The organism is Amycolatopsis benzoatilytica AK 16/65 (assembly GCF_000383915.1).
Taxonomy (GTDB): Bacteria; Actinomycetota; Actinomycetes; order Mycobacteriales; family Pseudonocardiaceae; genus Amycolatopsis; species Amycolatopsis benzoatilytica.
In genome coordinates, this window is sequence record NZ_KB912942.1 from 6,099,517 (window position 1) to 6,115,248 (window position 15,732).

General features: G+C 69.8%; 13 protein-coding genes. 2 read left to right on the plus strand and 11 right to left on the minus strand.

Translation table 11 applies throughout. The features are described from left to right. The first annotated feature begins 79 nt into the window (after window positions 1–79). A complete protein-coding gene (locus tag AMYBE_RS0128150) occupies window positions 80–1,480 on the plus strand; it encodes an MFS transporter (RefSeq protein WP_020662746.1) in 1,401 nt (466 codons plus the stop codon). Window positions 1,481–1,571: 91 nt separating this feature from the next. On the opposite strand, the gene tsaE is transcribed toward AMYBE_RS0128150, so the two are convergent. The 8 genes from tsaE to glmS form a co-directional block, all read right to left on the minus strand. Then, on the minus strand, window positions 1,572–2,075 hold the full coding sequence (gene tsaE, locus AMYBE_RS0128155; RefSeq protein WP_020662747.1) for a tRNA (adenosine(37)-N6)-threonylcarbamoyltransferase complex ATPase subunit type 1 TsaE: 504 nt from the start codon (window positions 2,073–2,075) through the stop codon (window positions 1,572–1,574). Next, window positions 2,024–3,112, minus strand: coding sequence for an alpha/beta fold hydrolase (locus tag AMYBE_RS0128160; protein ID WP_020662748.1), 1,089 nt, complete (start codon window positions 3,110–3,112; stop codon window positions 2,024–2,026). Before AMYBE_RS0128160 ends, tsaE begins: the two co-directional genes overlap by 52 nt. Beyond that, a complete protein-coding gene (gene alr, locus AMYBE_RS0128165) occupies window positions 3,109–4,227 on the minus strand; it encodes an alanine racemase (RefSeq protein ID WP_020662749.1) in 1,119 nt (372 codons plus the stop codon). Before alr ends, AMYBE_RS0128160 begins: the two co-directional genes overlap by 4 nt. A 29-nt stretch (window positions 4,228–4,256) precedes the next feature. Then, window positions 4,257–5,357, minus strand: coding sequence for an ABC transporter ATP-binding protein (locus AMYBE_RS0128170; protein ID WP_020662750.1), 1,101 nt, complete (start codon window positions 5,355–5,357; stop codon window positions 4,257–4,259). 3 nt (window positions 5,358–5,360) lie between these two features. Continuing rightward, complete coding sequence (xylB, locus tag AMYBE_RS0128175; protein ID WP_020662751.1) at window positions 5,361–6,791, minus strand: xylulokinase; 1,431 nt, start codon at window positions 6,789–6,791, stop codon at window positions 5,361–5,363. Next, the gene (locus tag AMYBE_RS0128180; RefSeq protein ID WP_020662752.1) at window positions 6,784–7,605 is read right to left on the minus strand and encodes a DeoR/GlpR family DNA-binding transcription regulator; all 822 of its coding nucleotides are present in this window, start codon (window positions 7,603–7,605) and stop codon (window positions 6,784–6,786) included. The genes xylB and AMYBE_RS0128180 overlap by 8 nt, the downstream gene beginning before the upstream one ends. Before the next feature lie 168 nt (window positions 7,606–7,773). After that, window positions 7,774–9,219 (minus strand): bifunctional ADP-dependent NAD(P)H-hydrate dehydratase/NAD(P)H-hydrate epimerase, encoded by a 1,446-nt coding sequence (locus tag AMYBE_RS0128185; protein WP_020662753.1) that lies wholly within the window; start codon window positions 9,217–9,219, stop codon window positions 7,774–7,776. Window positions 9,220–9,235: 16 nt separating this feature from the next. Further along, a complete protein-coding gene (gene glmS, locus AMYBE_RS0128190) occupies window positions 9,236–11,098 on the minus strand; it encodes a glutamine--fructose-6-phosphate transaminase (isomerizing) (protein ID WP_027928101.1) in 1,863 nt (620 codons plus the stop codon). A 140-nt stretch (window positions 11,099–11,238) separates the two neighbouring features. Between glmS and AMYBE_RS0128195 the strand changes: the two genes are divergently transcribed. Further along, window positions 11,239–12,075 (plus strand): poly(ethylene terephthalate) hydrolase family protein, encoded by an 837-nt coding sequence (locus AMYBE_RS0128195; RefSeq protein WP_020662755.1) that lies wholly within the window; start codon window positions 11,239–11,241, stop codon window positions 12,073–12,075. A 75-nt stretch (window positions 12,076–12,150) separates the two neighbouring features. Here the strand turns inward: AMYBE_RS0128195 and AMYBE_RS0128200 are convergent, their stop codons facing one another. Genes AMYBE_RS0128200 through AMYBE_RS0128210 form a run of 3 tightly spaced genes read right to left on the minus strand, consistent with a single transcriptional unit; the run spans window position 12,151 to window position 15,628 of the window. Continuing rightward, on the minus strand, window positions 12,151–12,603 hold the full coding sequence (locus tag AMYBE_RS0128200; RefSeq protein ID WP_027928102.1) for a hypothetical protein: 453 nt from the start codon (window positions 12,601–12,603) through the stop codon (window positions 12,151–12,153). Window positions 12,604–12,629: 26 nt separating this feature from the next. Continuing rightward, entirely contained in the window at window positions 12,630–15,320 is a 2,691-nt protein-coding gene (locus AMYBE_RS0128205) for a hypothetical protein (protein ID WP_020662757.1), read from the minus strand. Continuing rightward, complete coding sequence (locus tag AMYBE_RS0128210; RefSeq protein ID WP_020662758.1) at window positions 15,317–15,628, minus strand: hypothetical protein; 312 nt, start codon at window positions 15,626–15,628, stop codon at window positions 15,317–15,319. The genes AMYBE_RS0128205 and AMYBE_RS0128210 overlap by 4 nt, the downstream gene beginning before the upstream one ends. Between the last annotated feature and the right edge of the window lie 104 nt (window positions 15,629–15,732).

Genomic DNA, 15,732 nt, shown 5'->3' on the forward strand with positions numbered 1-15,732 from the left:
CGTTAGGCTTCCTCTCGATCGCGGTACGTGCTGATCGGTGGGTTCCGGATCAAGGAGCCTGAGAAGCGAAGGGAGCGATGTGACAGAGGCAGCGGACGGGAGGGGGCCGTCGGGCGGCGTCACCGTCACAGACAGCGCCACGATGCGCCGGGCCGTCGGGGCGGCAGCGGTCGGCAACATCACCGAGTGGTTCGATTTCGGGGTCTACGGATACCTCTCCACCACCATCGAGGCGCAGTTCTTCCCGCCTGGCAATCCCGCGCTAGCCCAGCTCGCGACGTTCGCGACGTTCGCGGTGGCGTTCCTGGTGCGTCCGCTCGGCGGCCTGTTCTTCGGCCCGCTCGGCGACCGGATCGGCCGGACCAAGGTGCTCGCGGTGACGGTGATCCTGATGGCCACCGGCACCTTCCTGATCGGCCTGATCCCGTCGTACGCCTCGATCGGGCTGGCCGCGCCGATCCTGCTGGTCTGCGCACGGATCCTGCAGGGTTTCTCCACCGGCGGCGAGTACGCCGGCGCGATGACGTTCATCGCCGAGTACAGCCCGGACCGCAAACGCGGCTACTTCGGCAGTTTCCTGGAGTTCGGCACCTTCATCGGATACGCGCTGGGCGCGACCGTGTCCTCGGTGCTGCCGCTGGTCTCGACGCCTGCCTTCATGGACACCTGGGGCTGGCGGATCCCGTTCATGGTGGCGCTGCCGCTCGGCATCGTCGGGGTCTACCTGCGAACGAAGCTCGAAGAGACGCCGGCGTTCCAGCAACTGCTCGACGAGTCCGGCAAGCGCGAGGACGCCGAGGCCAAGCACGTAGTGCGGACGATCTTCGCGAAGTACTGGCCGACAATGGTGCTGGCCGGCGGCCTCGTGGTGACCTGGAACGTCACCAATTACATGCTCACCAGCTACCTGCCGACGTATCTCAAGGACGAACGCACCATGTCCGCGCACGGCGGCCAGGCGATCTCGGCCACCGCGGCGGAATGGCTGCAGATCTGCGTGCTGTGGCTGGGCGTGCTGCTGATCCCGTTGCTGGGCAAGCTCAGCGACAAGATCGGCCGCAAGCCGATCCTCTGGGTCGGCGCGGGCGGGCTGATCGTGCTCGGCCTCCCTATGGTGCTGCTGCTCAAGAGCGGTTCGCTGACCGCGGTGCTGCTCGGACTGGTCCTGATGGGACTGCTGCTGATCTGCTTCTCCTCGACCTGCCCGTCGACGCTGCCCGCGCTGTTCCCGACCGAGGTCCGCTACGGCGGGCTGTCGATCTCGTTCAACATCTTCGTGTCGGCGTTCGCCGGGACGGTGTCGCTGGTGATGAGCGCGCTGGTGCTGGCGACCGGCGACCTGAAATGGCCGGGGTACTACCTGATGATCGCCGGGGTCGTCGGCGTGCTGACGTTGACGAAGCTGAAGGAGACCTCGCGCAAGCCGTTGCCCGGCTCGGCACCCGCACTGTCCACAGAGGAACAGGCACAGTCGGTCTGATCTTTCCGTCAGCCGACCGGCCGTGAAGGATCCCTTCCGGGAATCCAAGTCTCAAAGGGGCCCTTCACGGCTTTTGGCGCGTGAGTGCCGCTCAGGCGGCCTGCAGCTCGTCCACCCGGTCCGTCCACGAACCGTGCGGTTCCAGCACGACGGTCCGGGTGTCGTCGTCGCGGCGGGTCAGCCGGACCACCAAGTGGTCCTCGGAGAGCCGTTCCGCGCTGCCCTCGCCCCACTCGACGACCACCGCCGACGATTCCAGGTCGGTGTCCAGGTCGAGGTCGTCCAGCTGGGTCAGGTCGCCGCCGAGCCGGTAAGCGTCCACGTGGATCAGCGGCACCCCGGCCGCGCCCGCGGCGTGCACCCGGGCCAGCACGAAGGTCGGCGAGCTGACCCGGCCGCCGACTCCGAGGCCGTCCGCGATGCCGCGGGTCAGTGTGGTCTTGCCTGCCCCGAGAGGACCGTCGAGCAGCACCAGGTCGCCCGCGCGCAGCACCGCGCCCAGCGCCCGCCCGAAAGCCATCGTGTCCTCGGGGGTTTCCAGAATCACCTTGTCCACCACCAGTTCCGCCGGTTCGGTGCGGCGCTGCCGCCGCACCGCTGCACCAAATCGATGAGATGGCTGTTCACCAGCTCGGGTTGTTCGAGCTGCACCATGTGCCCGGCCCCGCGCACGCGCACCAGCTCGGCGTCGGGCAGTTCCGCGGCGATCCGCTCCGCGTGCGCGAACGGGGTGAACCGGTCCGAGTCGCCGCCGATCACCAGCACGTGCGCGTGTTTGAGCCCGGCCAGCGCAGCGTAGCGGTTGTGGCTGCCGAGAGTGCCGACGAAGTTCGTCAACCCGCGGACCGGCGTGACCGCCAGCATTTCCAGCATGAAGTCGACCAGCCGCGGTGAAACGTCCCGACTGCCGAAGGCCAGCCGTCGCACGGCTTGCCGGGTGAGCTGACCGCCGGCCGCGCGGACGAATTCCACCAGCCCTGGTTGCCAGCCAGCAAGTCCGCCGACGCCGCGCGTCAGCGGGTTGTACTTGGACAGCAACGGTCGCGGCAACCCGCGCGCACCGACTTCGCCGGCCGCGGTCGCGATGAACGCGACACCGCATACGCGTTCTTCGAAAAGGTCCGGCCGTTGCGCAGCCAGTTCCATGATCACCATGCCGCCCATGGAATGTCCCATGAGGACAATCGGTCCTTCGGGCACCATCGCGCGCAACACGCTGTCGAGGTCGTGCGCGAGCTGCTCGATGGTCGACGTGTGTTCCGACGCTTCTCCGGAGAGACCGTGGCCGCGATGGTCGTAGTAGACCTGGCGTACGCGCGGCAACCGCAGCGAAGCGACGTCGCGCCGTTGGAAGTGCCACGAGCGCCGCGAAAGCGCGAAGCCGTGTACGCCGACGAGTGTCAGCTCAGCGGGTTCGCCGTCCTCCGGATCGATCTCCTCTACCGACAGCGGCGTACCGTCCTCTGCGGCGACCGTCGACATCCGGTCCGGCTTCAGCTCGCCTAACGGCTCGTCCGCGAGCGGGTCTTCAGCCGGCTTGCGTTGTTGCGTCGCGACCACCGCCGCGGCAGCGCCGGTCACCACCGCCCCGACGCCACCCGCGATCGCCCACAGCCGCGCCGACGGATTCACGCCCGCTCCCCCAGGTACCGGCGCACGACTCGCGGCCGGTACATCGAGGTGACGATCTCGTAGTCGATGGTGCCGAGCTTGTCAGCCCATTCGCGCGCGGTCGGCTCGCCGGAGCGGCCGGCGCCGAACAGGACGACCTCGTCGCCCGCCTTGGGCGCGTCGTCGCCGCAGTCCACCACCAGCTGGTCCATGCAGACCCGGCCGGCCACCGGACACCGCCGTCCGCCGAGCCAGACCTCCATCCGGCCGGACAGCGAACGCGGCACGCCGTCGGCGTACCCGGTGGGCACGAGCGCGAGCGTGGTGTCCTGCTGCGCGGTCCAGGTGTGCCCGTAGGACACCGAACTGCCGGCCGCCACCCGCTTCGTGAGCACGACCTCGGAGCGGAAGGTCATCGCCGGGCGCAGGTCGTCGTCGGTCGGCACCGGGTTGAGGCCGTACATCGCGATGCCCGGGCGGACCAGGTCGAAGTGCAGATCGGGCCGGGTGAGCACGGCCGCGGAGTTCGCCAGGTGCCGGATCGGGTCGAGCCCGGCGGCGCGGGCCGCGTCGTACGCCTCGGCGAACACCTTCGCCTGTGCGTCGATAGACGCGTGGCCGATGTCGTCGGCGCACGCCAAGTGCGACCACACGGCCACCACCTCGACGCCGCGCGCCTGCGCCGCCGCGTCCACCAGCGCGGGCCAGTCGGCGGGCGGGCAGCCGTTGCGCGACAGCCCGGTGTCGATCTTGAGGTGCACGCGAGCGCGCTTTCCGGTGCGCTCGGCCGCGGCAGCGACCCGGGCCAGCTCGCCGAGCGAGCTGACGCCGAGGTCGACATCCGCTTCGAGGCCGGGCGCGAAATCCGCCTCCGGCACGTCCAGCCAACTGAACAGCCGGGTGGACAGCCCGGCAGCGCGCAACGCGAGCGCTTCCTGCAGCGAGCAGGCACCGAGCCAGGTCGCCCCGGCCTCGACCGCGGCACGGGCCACCGGCACCGCGCCGTGCCCGTACGCGTCGGCCTTGACCACGGCCATCACAGCGGAACCGGCCGCGCGGGCGGCCAGCAGGGAAAGGTTGTGCCGCACTGCGCCGAGATCGATGACGGTCTCGGAATGCGGGAAACTGGCAGTCATAACGACTGCCAGTTTCCCACGTCATGGCTTCAGGAGAGCCGCTGCCCGGAGGTGCCGGAGAACACATGCAGCTCGTCCGGGCGGATCCGCAGGTGCAGGGTGTCGCCCATGGCCGGCGGGGTGCGCGGGTCGACGCGCGCGACTACGTTGCGCGACGAACCCTCGGCGGTCTCTTCGACCGCCGAGCCGAGCTTGCCGTAGACGTACGCGTCCGAGCCCAGTTCCTCGACCAGCTCGACCTTGATCGGCACACTGCCGGCGGTGTCGGTGGTGACCTCGAGCGACTCCGGGCGGAAGCCGAGGGTGACGGTGTCGCCGTCAGCCGCGGCGCGAACCGCGGGGGTGAGCGGCACCTGCACGCCAGCGACCTCGGCCCCGTCCGCAGTGAGCTTCGCGGCGACCAGGTTCATCGCCGGGGAACCGATGAAGCCCGCGACGAAAACGTTTGCCGGCCGGTCGTACAGAGCGCGCGGAGTGTCGCACTGCTGCAGCAGACCGTCCGACAGCACCGCGACGCGGTCGCCCATCGTCATGGCCTCGACCTGGTCGTGCGTGACGTACACGGTGGTGACGCCGAGGCGGCGCTGCAGCGCGGCGATCTGCGTACGGGTCGACACGCGCAGCTTCGCGTCGAGGTTCGACAGCGGCTCGTCCATGAGGAACACCTGCGGTTCCCGCACGATCGCGCGGCCCATCGCGACCCGCTGACGCTGGCCGCCGGACAGCGCCTTCGGCTTGCGGTCCAGGTACTGCTCGATGTCCAGCAGCTTCGCCGCGTCGAGCACCTTCTGCTTGATCTCCGAGGCCGGCCGGCCGGCGATCTTCAGCGCGAAGCCCATGTTCTGCGCGACCGTCATGTGCGGGTACAGCGCGTAGTTCTGGAACACCATCGCGATGTCGCGCGAACGCGGCGGCAGCTGGGTGACGTCGCGGTCGCCGATCCAGACCGCGCCCTCGTCGATGTCCTCCAGGCCGGCCAGCATCCGCAGCGCGGTGGACTTGCCCGAGCCAGACGGCCCGACGAGCACCAGGAACTCGCCGTCGGCGATTTCCAGGTCCAGCGCGTCGACGGCGGGACGCTCGGTCCCCGAGTAGCGCCGGGTCGCCTTGTCGTAGGTGATAGTGGCCATCGGTCAGTCCTCTCCGAATTTCGCGGGAACCCCGTGCACGGCTTCGCGCGCCTCGAGGTGGCGGTGCTGGATCTCGATGCCCGCAGCGCGCAGCGCCCCGGCCGGCTCGTCCAGCACGAGCCGGGTTTCAGTTCCTTGCCACAGCGGCGGTTCAGTGGTGCCGGCGAGCGCCCAGGCAGCCTGGCGGGCGGCCCCGAGCGCGACGTACTCGCCGACCTCGGGAATCACCACCGGGACGCCGAACACGACCGGGGCGATGGCACGTACCGCGGCGGACTGCGCGCCGCCGCCGATGAGCAGCACTCGCTTGACCGTCAGACCCTGGGCGCGCACCGCGTCCAGGCCGGCGGCGAGACCGCACAACATGCCTTCGACGGTGGCTCGCGCGAGGTTCTCCGGCGTCATGTTCGCCCTGGTCAGCCCATGCAGCGAACCGCTCGCGCCAGGCAGGTTGGGAGTGCGCTCGCCGTCGAGGTAGGGAAGCAGGGTGAGCCCGTCCGCACCCGGCTCGGCGGCCAGCGCGAGCCGATCGAACTCCGGCAGGTCGACGCCGAGCATCCCGGCGCCCGCGGTGAGCACGCGGGCCGCGTTGAGCGCGGCGGTGAGCGGGAGAAACCGGCCGGTCGCGTCGGCGAACCCGGCGACCAGCCCGCTGGCGTCCGCCGCGCCTGCCTCGGCGACGCCGAAGACGGTACCGCTGGTGCCGATCGAGATCACCGCATCGCCCGGCGCCAGTTCGAGCGCGAGCGCGGCGGCCATGTTGTCGCCGGTGCCCGCGGACACGAGCAGGCCGTCGCTGGTGTGCCCGGCGACGTCGGACGGCCCGAGCACGGTCGGCAGTTCCGGCGTACGGCCGCCGAACGCGTGCGCCAGGATCTCCGGACGGTAGGCGTTGTCCGTCGGCGAGAAGTAACCGGTGCCGGAGGCGTCGCCGCGGTCGGTCACCGCGGTTTCGGGCTGGCCGAGCAGCCGCCAGGTCAGCCAGTCGTGCGGCAACAGGACGCGCGCCACCCGGTCCGCGTTCTCCGGCTCGTGCTCGGCGAGCCAGCGGAGCTTCGTGACGGTGAAGCTGGCGACCGGAACGAGCCCGACCTGCTTGGCCCAGACGCCCGGGCCGCCGAGTTCCTCGGTGAGGTCTTTGGCCGCCTGCGCGGAGCGGGTGTCGTTCCACAGCAAAGCCGGGCGGACCACCTCGCCGGCTTCGTCCAGCGTGACCATGCCGTGCTGCTGACCGCCGATGCCGATCGCCCGCACGCCGTCGAGTACGTCGCGGGTGGCCTCCGCAAACGCTTGCGCCCAGGCTGCCGGGTCGACTTCAGTTCCGTCCGGATGAGGCGCGCGACCGGTGCGCACGACTTCCCCCGTGCGCGCGTCGCAGACGACGATCTTGGTCGACTGGGTCGACGAATCGACTCCTGCCACCAGCTCAGTCATAAAGCTGACCCTCCTCGACGTACTCCGCCGTCGCGACGGCCGTGCCGGCGTTCAGCGCGGCCTCGATCTCCTCGGTCGGAGTGGCTTCGCTAGTGATCAACAGGTCGTAGTCGCCGACCGTGCCGTGCGCATAGGTGGCGGTGCGGCCGAACTTGGAGTGGTCGAGCACCAGCACGTTGCGGTTCGCGGAGCGCAGCACGGCCTTCTTCAGCTCGGCGTAGTCGCGGACCGGGTGGAACAGCCGGCCCACCGCGACCGCGCTGACCGAGACGAAGGCGACGTCCGCGCGGGTGCGTTCGAGCAACGCGAGCACGTCCGGACCGGAGCAAGAGTCGTACTCAGGGTCGTAATGGCCGCCGGCGATCACTACGTCGACCCCGCTGCCCAACAGCCGCGCGGCTTGCAGCGAGTTGGTGATCACGGTGAGGCCCTCGACCCGCGCAAGCCGCTCGACCAGCGGGAACAGCGTGGTGGAGTCGTCCACGAAGACGGTCTGGCCGGGCTCGACCTGCTGGATCGCCAGCTCGGCCAATGCGTCCTTCTCGGCCGAGTGCAGCGTGAACCGGCTGGCGGACTCCATGGTGAGCGCCGGGTACGCCTCGACCTTGCCGCGCAGCTTCCGCAGCAGCCGCCGCTCGGCCAGCTCGTCGAGGTCGCGGTGCATCGTCATCAGGCTGACGCCGAACCGTGCGGTGAGGTCGTCGATCCGGACTTCGCCCTGGTCAATGACGTAGTCGAGGATCTCCTGCCGCCGCTGCCCGACGGCGGCGTCGGAGGGGCGCGTCTTCGGCCGCCCTGACGTGTCTCGACTCACACGCCTTTCTTACCAGATATCACCGCCAGAGTTAACACATAACTAGATAACTTCTCGCCCACCGCCCCGCCACACCGCACCCCAATGCCACATTCGGTGCATGCGACGCACCCAATGTGGCATTCGGTGCATCTGACGCACCCAATGCCACATTGGGGCGCGTTCTGGTCAGCGGGAAGCAGCGCGGACCAGCCGGAGCGCGGCAGGGATCGCCTCCACCAAGCCGGACGCCGAGGTCGGCGCGTCCTCGGCGGCGATCGCACCGGCCAGCGAATGCACCTGGGCGGCCGCCGCGGCGGCGAGCCATGGGTCGAGCCCCGCCGCGAGCAGCGAGCCGACCAACCCGGTCAGCACGTCCCCAGACCCAGCGGTCGCGAGCCACGACCCACGCGGAGTATTCACCGCGGCGCGGCCGTCCGGGGCCGCGACGACTGTGCAATGACCCTTCAACAGGACCACGGCGTCGTACTTTTTCGCCGCCTCGCGCGCCGCCGCCACCCGGTCCGCGCCCGGACGCCGCCCCATCAGCCGTTCGTACTCGCCGGCATGCGGAGTGAGGACGAGCGGCGTGTCCGGATCGCGGGCGTCCAGCACCTCCGGCGTGCGCGCGATGATCGTGGTGGCATCCGCGTCCGCGCACACCGGAACGCCCTGGCCGAGGATGTGCCGCAGCACCTCGCGCCCGTCCCCGCCGGTACCGATGCCGGGACCGACCACCCACGCCTGCACCTGTCCGGCATCGGCAACTGAGCCGGTCGCGACGATCTCCGGCCATCGCGCGCGGACCACATCCGCGGCGGGCCCGGCGTAGCGGACCATCCCGGCGGTGGCGCGCACCGCGGACCCGGACGCGAGCACCGCCGCCCCGGGGTACGTCGCCGACCCGGCCGCGATCCCGGCCACGCCTTGGCTGTACTTGTCGTCGAACGGCCCGGGAATCGGCCACGCCGCTGCGACGTCGGCCAACTCCAGCCGGTGCAGATCCGGCTCGCCCAGCCACGGCCGCAGTCCGATGTCCACCAGCACTACCTCGCCGCACTCCTGCGGAGCGAGAGCGTGCACCGGTTTCAGCGCGCCGAAGGTGACCGTGCGCGCGGCAGTGACATGCGGACCGTCGACCGCGCCGGTGTCCGGATCCACCCCGCTGGGCAGATCCACCGCCACCACCGGAGCCTCGACCCGCGCGACCACCTCAGCCGCGTCCGGCCGCAACGGACCCCGCGCCGAGATGCCGACGATCCCGTCCACCACCACGTCCGCTTGCGCGATCCACTGTGGACTGTCCACAATCGACACCACGCGGCCGCCATGGCGGCGCAACGCGGTCAACCCCGCCGCATGCGCCTTCTCCGGATTGAGCAGTACCGCGGTCACGAAGACGCCTCGCCGGCGCAGGAAAGCGCCCGCCCACAGCGCGTCGCCGCCGTTGTTGCCGGAACCGACCAGCAGCACCGCCCGCCGGCCGGACACTCCACCGGTGTCCTCGGCCAGCAGACCGGCTACCTGCGTCGCGAGCCCGAACGCCGCACGCCGCATCAGCTCGCCGTCCGCCGTGCGCGCGAGCAGCAGGTTCTCCGCCGCGCGAATCCGTTCGGTAGTCCAGATTCCCTGCACGGCGGCGGCCTCCCGATTACTCGACCGTGACGGACTTCGCCAGGTTACGCGGCTTGTCGATGTCGTAACCGCGCGAACTGGCGATCTCCGCGGCCAGCACCTGCAGCGGCACGGTGGACACCAGCGGCTGCAGCAGCGTCGGCACCGCGGGCACCTCGATCAGCTCGTCCGCGAACGGGCGCACGGTCTCGTCGCCCTCCTCGGCGATGACGATCGTGCGCGCACCGCGCGCCTGGATCTCGCTGATGTTCGACACCAGCTTCGAGTGCAGCACCGCGCGGCCCTTCGGCGACGGCATCACGACGACGACCGGCAGGCCCTCTTCGATCAGCGCGATCGGACCGTGCTTCAGCTCGCCGGCCGCGAAGCCCTCCGCGTGCATGTACGCGAGTTCCTTCAGCTTCAGCGCGCCTTCCAGCGCCACCGGGAACCCGACGTGCCGCCCGAGGAACAGCACCGCGCGCGAGTCGGCGATGCGCCGTGCGATCTCACGGGTCTGGCCGACCGTCGAGAGCACCTTCTGCACGGCGGCCGGCGCGGCTTCCAGTTCAGCGAACTCGCGGGCGACCTCGTCCGGGTACTTGGTGCCGCGCGCCTGCGCGAGCGCCAGGCCGACCATGTAGTTCGCGGCGATCTGGGCGAGGAACGCCTTCGTCGACGCGACGCCGATCTCCGGTCCGGCGTGCGTGTACAGCACCGCGTCGGACTCGCGCGGGATCTGCGCGCCGTTCGTGTTGCAGACCGCCAGCACCCGGGCCTTCTGCTCCCGCGCGTGCCGGACGGCTTCGAGGGTGTCCGCGGTCTCGCCGGACTGCGAAACGGCGACCACCAGGGTGTCCCGGTCCAGCACCGGGTCGCGGTAGCGGAACTCCGAGGCCAGCTCGACCTCGACCGGCAGGCGGCACCAGTGCTCGATGGCGTACTTGGCGACCAGGCCGGAGTGGTACGCGGAACCACAGGCGATCACGAAGACCTTGTCCACGTCGCGCAGGTCCTGGTCGGAGATGCGCTGCTCGTCGAGGATGATCCGGCCGGACTCGAAGTGCCCGCGCAGGGTGTTCGCCAGCGCTTCCGGCTGCTCCTCGATCTCCTTGAGCATGAAGTATTCGTGGCCGCCCTTTTCGGCGGCCGACAGGTCCCAGTCGACGGTGAACGGCTTGGCCTGCGCGGCGTCGCCGTGGAAGTCGGTGACCTGGTAGCCGTCGCGGGTGATGACGACCAGCTGGTCCTGGCCGAGTTCGACCGCCTCGCGGGTGTGCTCGATGAACGCCGCGACGTCCGAGGCGACGAAGTGCTCGCCCTCGCCGACCCCGACCACCAGCGGCGACGACCGGCGCGCCGCGACGATCGTGTCCGGCTCGTCGGCGTGCGTCACGACCAGCGTGAACGCGCCCTCCAGGCGGCGGCAGACGGCGGCGACGCTGGCCGGCAGGTCGCCCTTGGTCTCGCCACCGAAGTACGCGCGGGCGACCAGGTGGGCCGCGGTCTCGGTGTCGGTGTCGCTGGCCATCTCGATGCCCTCGGCCTCGAGCTCGGCGCGCAACGCGGCGAAGTTCTCGATGATGCCGTTGTGCACCACCGCGACCCGCCCGGACGTGTCCCGGTGCGGGTGCGAGTTGCGGTCCACCGGCGCGCCGTGCGTGGCCCACCGGGTGTGCCCCATGCCCGCGGTGCCGGCGAACGAGTCGCGACCGACCTCGTCGAGCCGGGCTTCCAGGTTGGCCAAGCGGCCGGCCTTCCGCTCGACGTTCAGGGCGCCGGCGCCGTCGAGCACCGCCACCCCCGCCGAGTCGTAGCCCCGGTATTCCATGCGGCGGAGCCCACCGAGCACGACGTCCAGGGCCGGGCGGTGTCCGACGTATCCCACGATTCCACACACGAGAACTAGCGTAACGAGGCAATACCAGTGCCCTGCCCCGGTCCCGTCCGAACCCGCTGAACAGCGGAAACAACGTTCTCCGCGATACCGGCGGTGCGGCGCGCGGGCCGGGCGCGGGCCTGGGCAGTAAGGTCACGCGCATGGCCAGCAAGCCCAAGCAGCTGCTCACGGAGCTGTCCCACCCGGGTCCGCACGAGGTTTTGCGCGGCAATCTCGCCCTGGTCGGCCTCCCCGGCGTCGTGTTCACCCCGCGTCAAGGCCTGGGCCTGCCCGCGATCGCCTTCGGCCACGGCTGGCTGCAGCCCGCGACGCGCTACCGCCAGCTGCTGCACCACCTCGCGAGCTGGGGCGTGGTCGCGGCAGCCCCGGCGACTCAGCTCAGCCCGCTCCCGTCGCACCGCCTGCTGGCCGGCGACCTGCTGACCACCCTCGATGTCATCACGACGGTCCGCCTTGGCCCGGACGGAATCAGCATCGACCCGGACAAACTGGGCTTGGCCGGCCACTCCACCGGCGGCGGAGCGGCAGTACTGGCCGCGGCGCAGTCGGCGAGTGCCGGCGACGACGCGCGGCCTCGCGTGCGCGCCGTGGCGACGGTGGCCGCCGCCCAGACGTTCCCATCAGCGACCGAAGCCGCGAAGCTGGTCAGCGTTCCTGGCATGCACCTGGCGGTGGACGGCGACCTGGTCGCACCAGCGGTCGGCCACGCCGAAGCCATCGCGCACGCCTGGGCCGGGCCGGTACAGCTGCGGACGCTGTCGAAGTCTTCCCACCTCGCGGTGACGGAGGGGCGGCACTGGAGCCAGCTGCTGCTGCAGGGGAAGCCGCAGCGGGCGACTCAGCAGCTGACGAAGGCGCTGTTCACGGCGTTTTTCCTGACCCAGTTGACCGGGACCGAGAAGTACCTGCCGCTGCTGGACGCGGACGTGAAGCACGCGGCGATCGAGGTGCTGGAGGACGAGGAAACGGCCGCCTGAGGCGACGCCCGCGAAGGCAAGCTTTGACGGAGCAAGGGCTAGGCACCTCGCGAGGCGCCTAGCCCTTGCTCCTGCTCAGGTAGCCAGCCAATCCGTGTTCGTGTAGTCCTCGTCCTCGTCGTGGTGCATCCCGCGACGATGCCTCCCAGACGGAGCAGCAGCAGGCGTCGGAGCGGTCGTCGGCGGAGTGTTGGACCGCGGCAGGATCGGCTCCTCGGCCGGGACGTAGCCAGCGCGGCGCTCGTTCTCCGCCTCGTCGTCCTCGAACCCGAAACTGACTTGGTCCGGGTCCTTCTCGCCGGTCGTGGCCTCGGTAGCCCACCCGCCCGCAGCTTTCGCCCGGCGGTTCCGTTCCTGCAGCCGGACGAAGACCTCGCCCTGGATGCGACCCTGCTTGTCGAGCTTTTCCTTGCTCTCGGCAACGGCCTCCGAACGATTGCGGTCGAGCAGCGCCGCGCGCGCCCCGTTCTCCGCCTCCAGCGAGTCGAGCTTGGCCCGCATCGCGGCGAGCGCATCCCCTGAACTCATCAGGAACCCCCTTTCGACCCGCTGGATTAGCGGCCGGTGGAATCGTCGTCCAAGGACCCGCTGATCCGCTGTCCCGACACGCTTTTCTCGAACAACCCGCCTGTGACCCGGTAGGCGCTGCTCCGTTCCTGATCCTGGCCGCCGGGTGCGCTGCCGAGGCTTCCGCCGCCCATCATTCCGCCGCCCATCATGCCCTGCTGCTGCGGCTGTTGGTCGCTGTGCGTCGGCGCCGTGCCCAGCTCGGCGGTCGAAGGCTGCGGGCCGTCGCTGCCGATCGACGCGTGCAGGACCTGGTTGTTCGGATCGTCGTGCCCTGTTCCGAGGCCGCCGGAGCTGTCCATCGGATTGGCGATCGACTGCGCCGTAGTCGAGTCGTCGACCTCTGGAACGCTCGCTCCGCCAGCTCCGGCGTCAGCCGCCAGCGGAGCTCCAGCGGTGGGATGCGCGGCCGAGGCGGCAGGGGCGTCGTGCTGGACCTCCTGCGCGACCGGTTGGCCCGAGTGGCCGCCTGGCGCGGATACCGGTTCCGACTGGCCGCTGTGCGCCGCGGGCGCGGCTCCGGCATCCGGCTGCCCATGTGTGCCGATCCCTGGGTGCTCGGCCGCCTGCTGAGCCGTAAGGCCATCGACCGGTCGCGCGCCGGCATTGGGCGGCGTACCACCGTCGCCCACAGCCTGCTGTGCACCGTCGTGGCCCGGAGAGACACCGTCCGGCTTCGTTTCCCCGCCAAGCGTGTACTTCACCGGCTCGCCGCTGCCGTCGTCCACCGTGACAACGGTGGGCCCGCCCGGGCCCTGCGGACGCTCGGCCGTGATCTTGAGGTTGCCGTCTTCGACGTGGATCTTGCCGTCGGCGCCCGGTTCGTACTTGTGCGCGGCAGCAGCGTCGCCAGGCTGGCCTGGCGCACCGGCCCCGCCGCCGGGATGTCCTGGGGTCCCTGGTCCCGGCGTAGTGCCCTGCTCTGGAGTCCCGTGGCCGCTCGCGGGCTGCCCCGCGCCGCCGTGGTCTCCAGAAGCATCGCCCGGGACTGGAGTGTGCGCGCCCGGCACACCAGGCTGGGTGAATCCTTGCCCCGGCGTGGCGGGCAGACCGTCCTTGTCGAAGTCGAGCTGATAGCTCTTCGGGTGGCCGGTGCCGTCGTCGACGGTGATTGCCATCTCGCCGGTCGCGGCCGGCTCGGTCATGGAGATCTTGTGCTTGCCCTGCTCGACCGTCATCGACTCGGGTTCGTGCGGCTTCACCGCTTGACCGGTCGTCGGATCGATCGGGAACGGCTTGCCAGTCGCGGGGTCGACTTCCAGCGGCTGGTGCGTGACCGGGTTCGTCTCTGCGCCGGACGGAGTGGCCGGCTGGGTTTCCGACGGCGTGGTCGGCACCTTCGGCATCTCGACGGAGGCGGGCGTGACCGATCCGCCCCCACCGCCGGTGCCCGGTCCGCTCCCACCCGTGCCGGGACCCGTTCCGCCAGTGCTGCCGGGGCCGGACTGCTTCCCTCCACCGCTGTCAGACTTGCCCGTCCCGCTGTCCGGCGCGGTCTGGTCCACGTTGCTGTACGGATCCTGCGGAAGCTGCCCGAAGAAATCAGTGAGCGCTTTCCATGCCCCGTCGACCGTGGTGTGCGTATTCGTGCACATCGCCTTGAAGTCGCGGATGTAGCCCTCGTAGAACTTGCCGAAGTTGTTGCGCAGGTATTCCGTGCACTGGTCGACGATGTGGTTGACCGTGTCGTCGTTCAGGTTGCAGTCATCGTCGTTGATCATCTTCTGAGACTCCGCGTCGAGGAACTTCGCGCAGTGCTTGAAGTCGTCCTGACTCGCATTGCTGCGCAGTTCGACGATCCGGATGATTCGGTCGAGGTCCTGCGCGGTGACCTGACCGATGGAATCGACGCGGTACTTGATGACCCAATCCGCTTTGTCTCGGCAGGCTTTGCCAATCGAGCCGCACGCAGCCTTCATCGCGTCGGAAGCATGCGTATTCGCGTCCGCGACGACCTTCGTGTCCGCGGTGTAGTTCTTCTCGAAGTTGTTCGCCTGGTCGGCGGCCGCACCGTGCCAATCGGCAAGATGGACGGACAACTGCCCGGCCACGTCGGTGGACGCATCGGTGACCGCACCGGCCAGCTTGGCAAATTCGTCCGCACCCGCCATGAACTTGGTGAACGGGATCTTCCGCTGCTCGTCGTAGAGCTTGTAGATGTCGTCCTTGTTCACCGGCTGGAACCCGACGGCCTGCGCCGCGCGGTTGTACAGCGGGATGAAGACGTCGAACGTGGACCGCATCCCTGGCAGGCCGAGATCGAGGATCTCGTCGGACGTGCCCGCTCCCGCGTCCGTTTTCGACGCCTTGGCTGCCTGCTCGTCAAGCTTGGCCTTAGCGTCCTCGGCGTCTTTCTTGCCCTTGGCGCGGCCGTCCGTCTGGCTCTTGTCGTAAATGTCTTTGGCTTGCGAATACGCCTTTTTGACGGCGCTCTCGCCGAGCGGAATATCCGTCGGCCTCTCGCCGCTCATCGCCATGTCGCGCTTGACGTTGTCGCGCCATTGTTCGAACTCGTGCTGATCCCGGAACCCGTACTGGGTGGGGTCATGGTCGTCGATGTACTCCAGATACTTCCACGCCAGATCCGTGCCGGCCTGTGTCTTCGCCAGGCTCGGGTCTGCAAGCATCTGTTCGATCTCTTGCTTCGTCGGGACGTCGTCCCTGGCGCTCGCGCTCACTTGCCCGCCCCCTTGATGTCGCTCGAGGACTGGCTCTCGTTCGCCTGATAGTGCCCGCCCGCGGCGTTCAGCTTCTGCGCGAACGCGTCCGAGGCTTTGAGGTAGGCGTCGACCATTCCGGCGATCTTCTGCACGCCGGTCTGATAAGGCTGGAAGTTCTGAGCGTGCGCCTCACCGAAATCGGCCGCGATGATCTGCACGTCCTTGACCGCGGCCAGCGGCTGCTGGACCGTGTTGCGCGGCATCTCGCTCAGCGCTCGCGCCGCCCGTGTCAGCGCATCCGTATCGACCTTGTGGCCGCCCGCCATCTCCGCCCCTCCCTTAACGCACCTGCGTTCGCCACCTTATGACGCACTGAACGCGCCGTTGGTGCCGAACACGCGCCTACGGAATGTACCCGGAGAGTGACGAG

Coding starts and splice junctions, on each gene's coding strand:
- alr (WP_020662749.1), bottom strand. CDS start 4,227: ATGACTGCCAGTTTCCCGCATTCCGAGACCGTCATCGATCTCGGCGCA.
- AMYBE_RS0128170 (WP_020662750.1), bottom strand. CDS start 5,357: ATGGCCACTATCACCTACGACAAGGCGACCCGGCGCTACTCGGGGACC.
- xylB (WP_020662751.1), bottom strand. CDS start 6,791: ATGACTGAGCTGGTGGCAGGAGTCGATTCGTCGACCCAGTCGACCAAG.
- AMYBE_RS0128195 (WP_020662755.1), top strand. CDS start 11,239: ATGGCCAGCAAGCCCAAGCAGCTGCTCACGGAGCTGTCCCACCCGGGT.
- AMYBE_RS0128200 (WP_027928102.1), bottom strand. CDS start 12,603: ATGAGTTCAGGGGATGCGCTCGCCGCGATGCGGGCCAAGCTCGACTCG.
- AMYBE_RS0128210 (WP_020662758.1), bottom strand. CDS start 15,628: ATGGCGGGCGGCCACAAGGTCGATACGGATGCGCTGACACGGGCGGCG.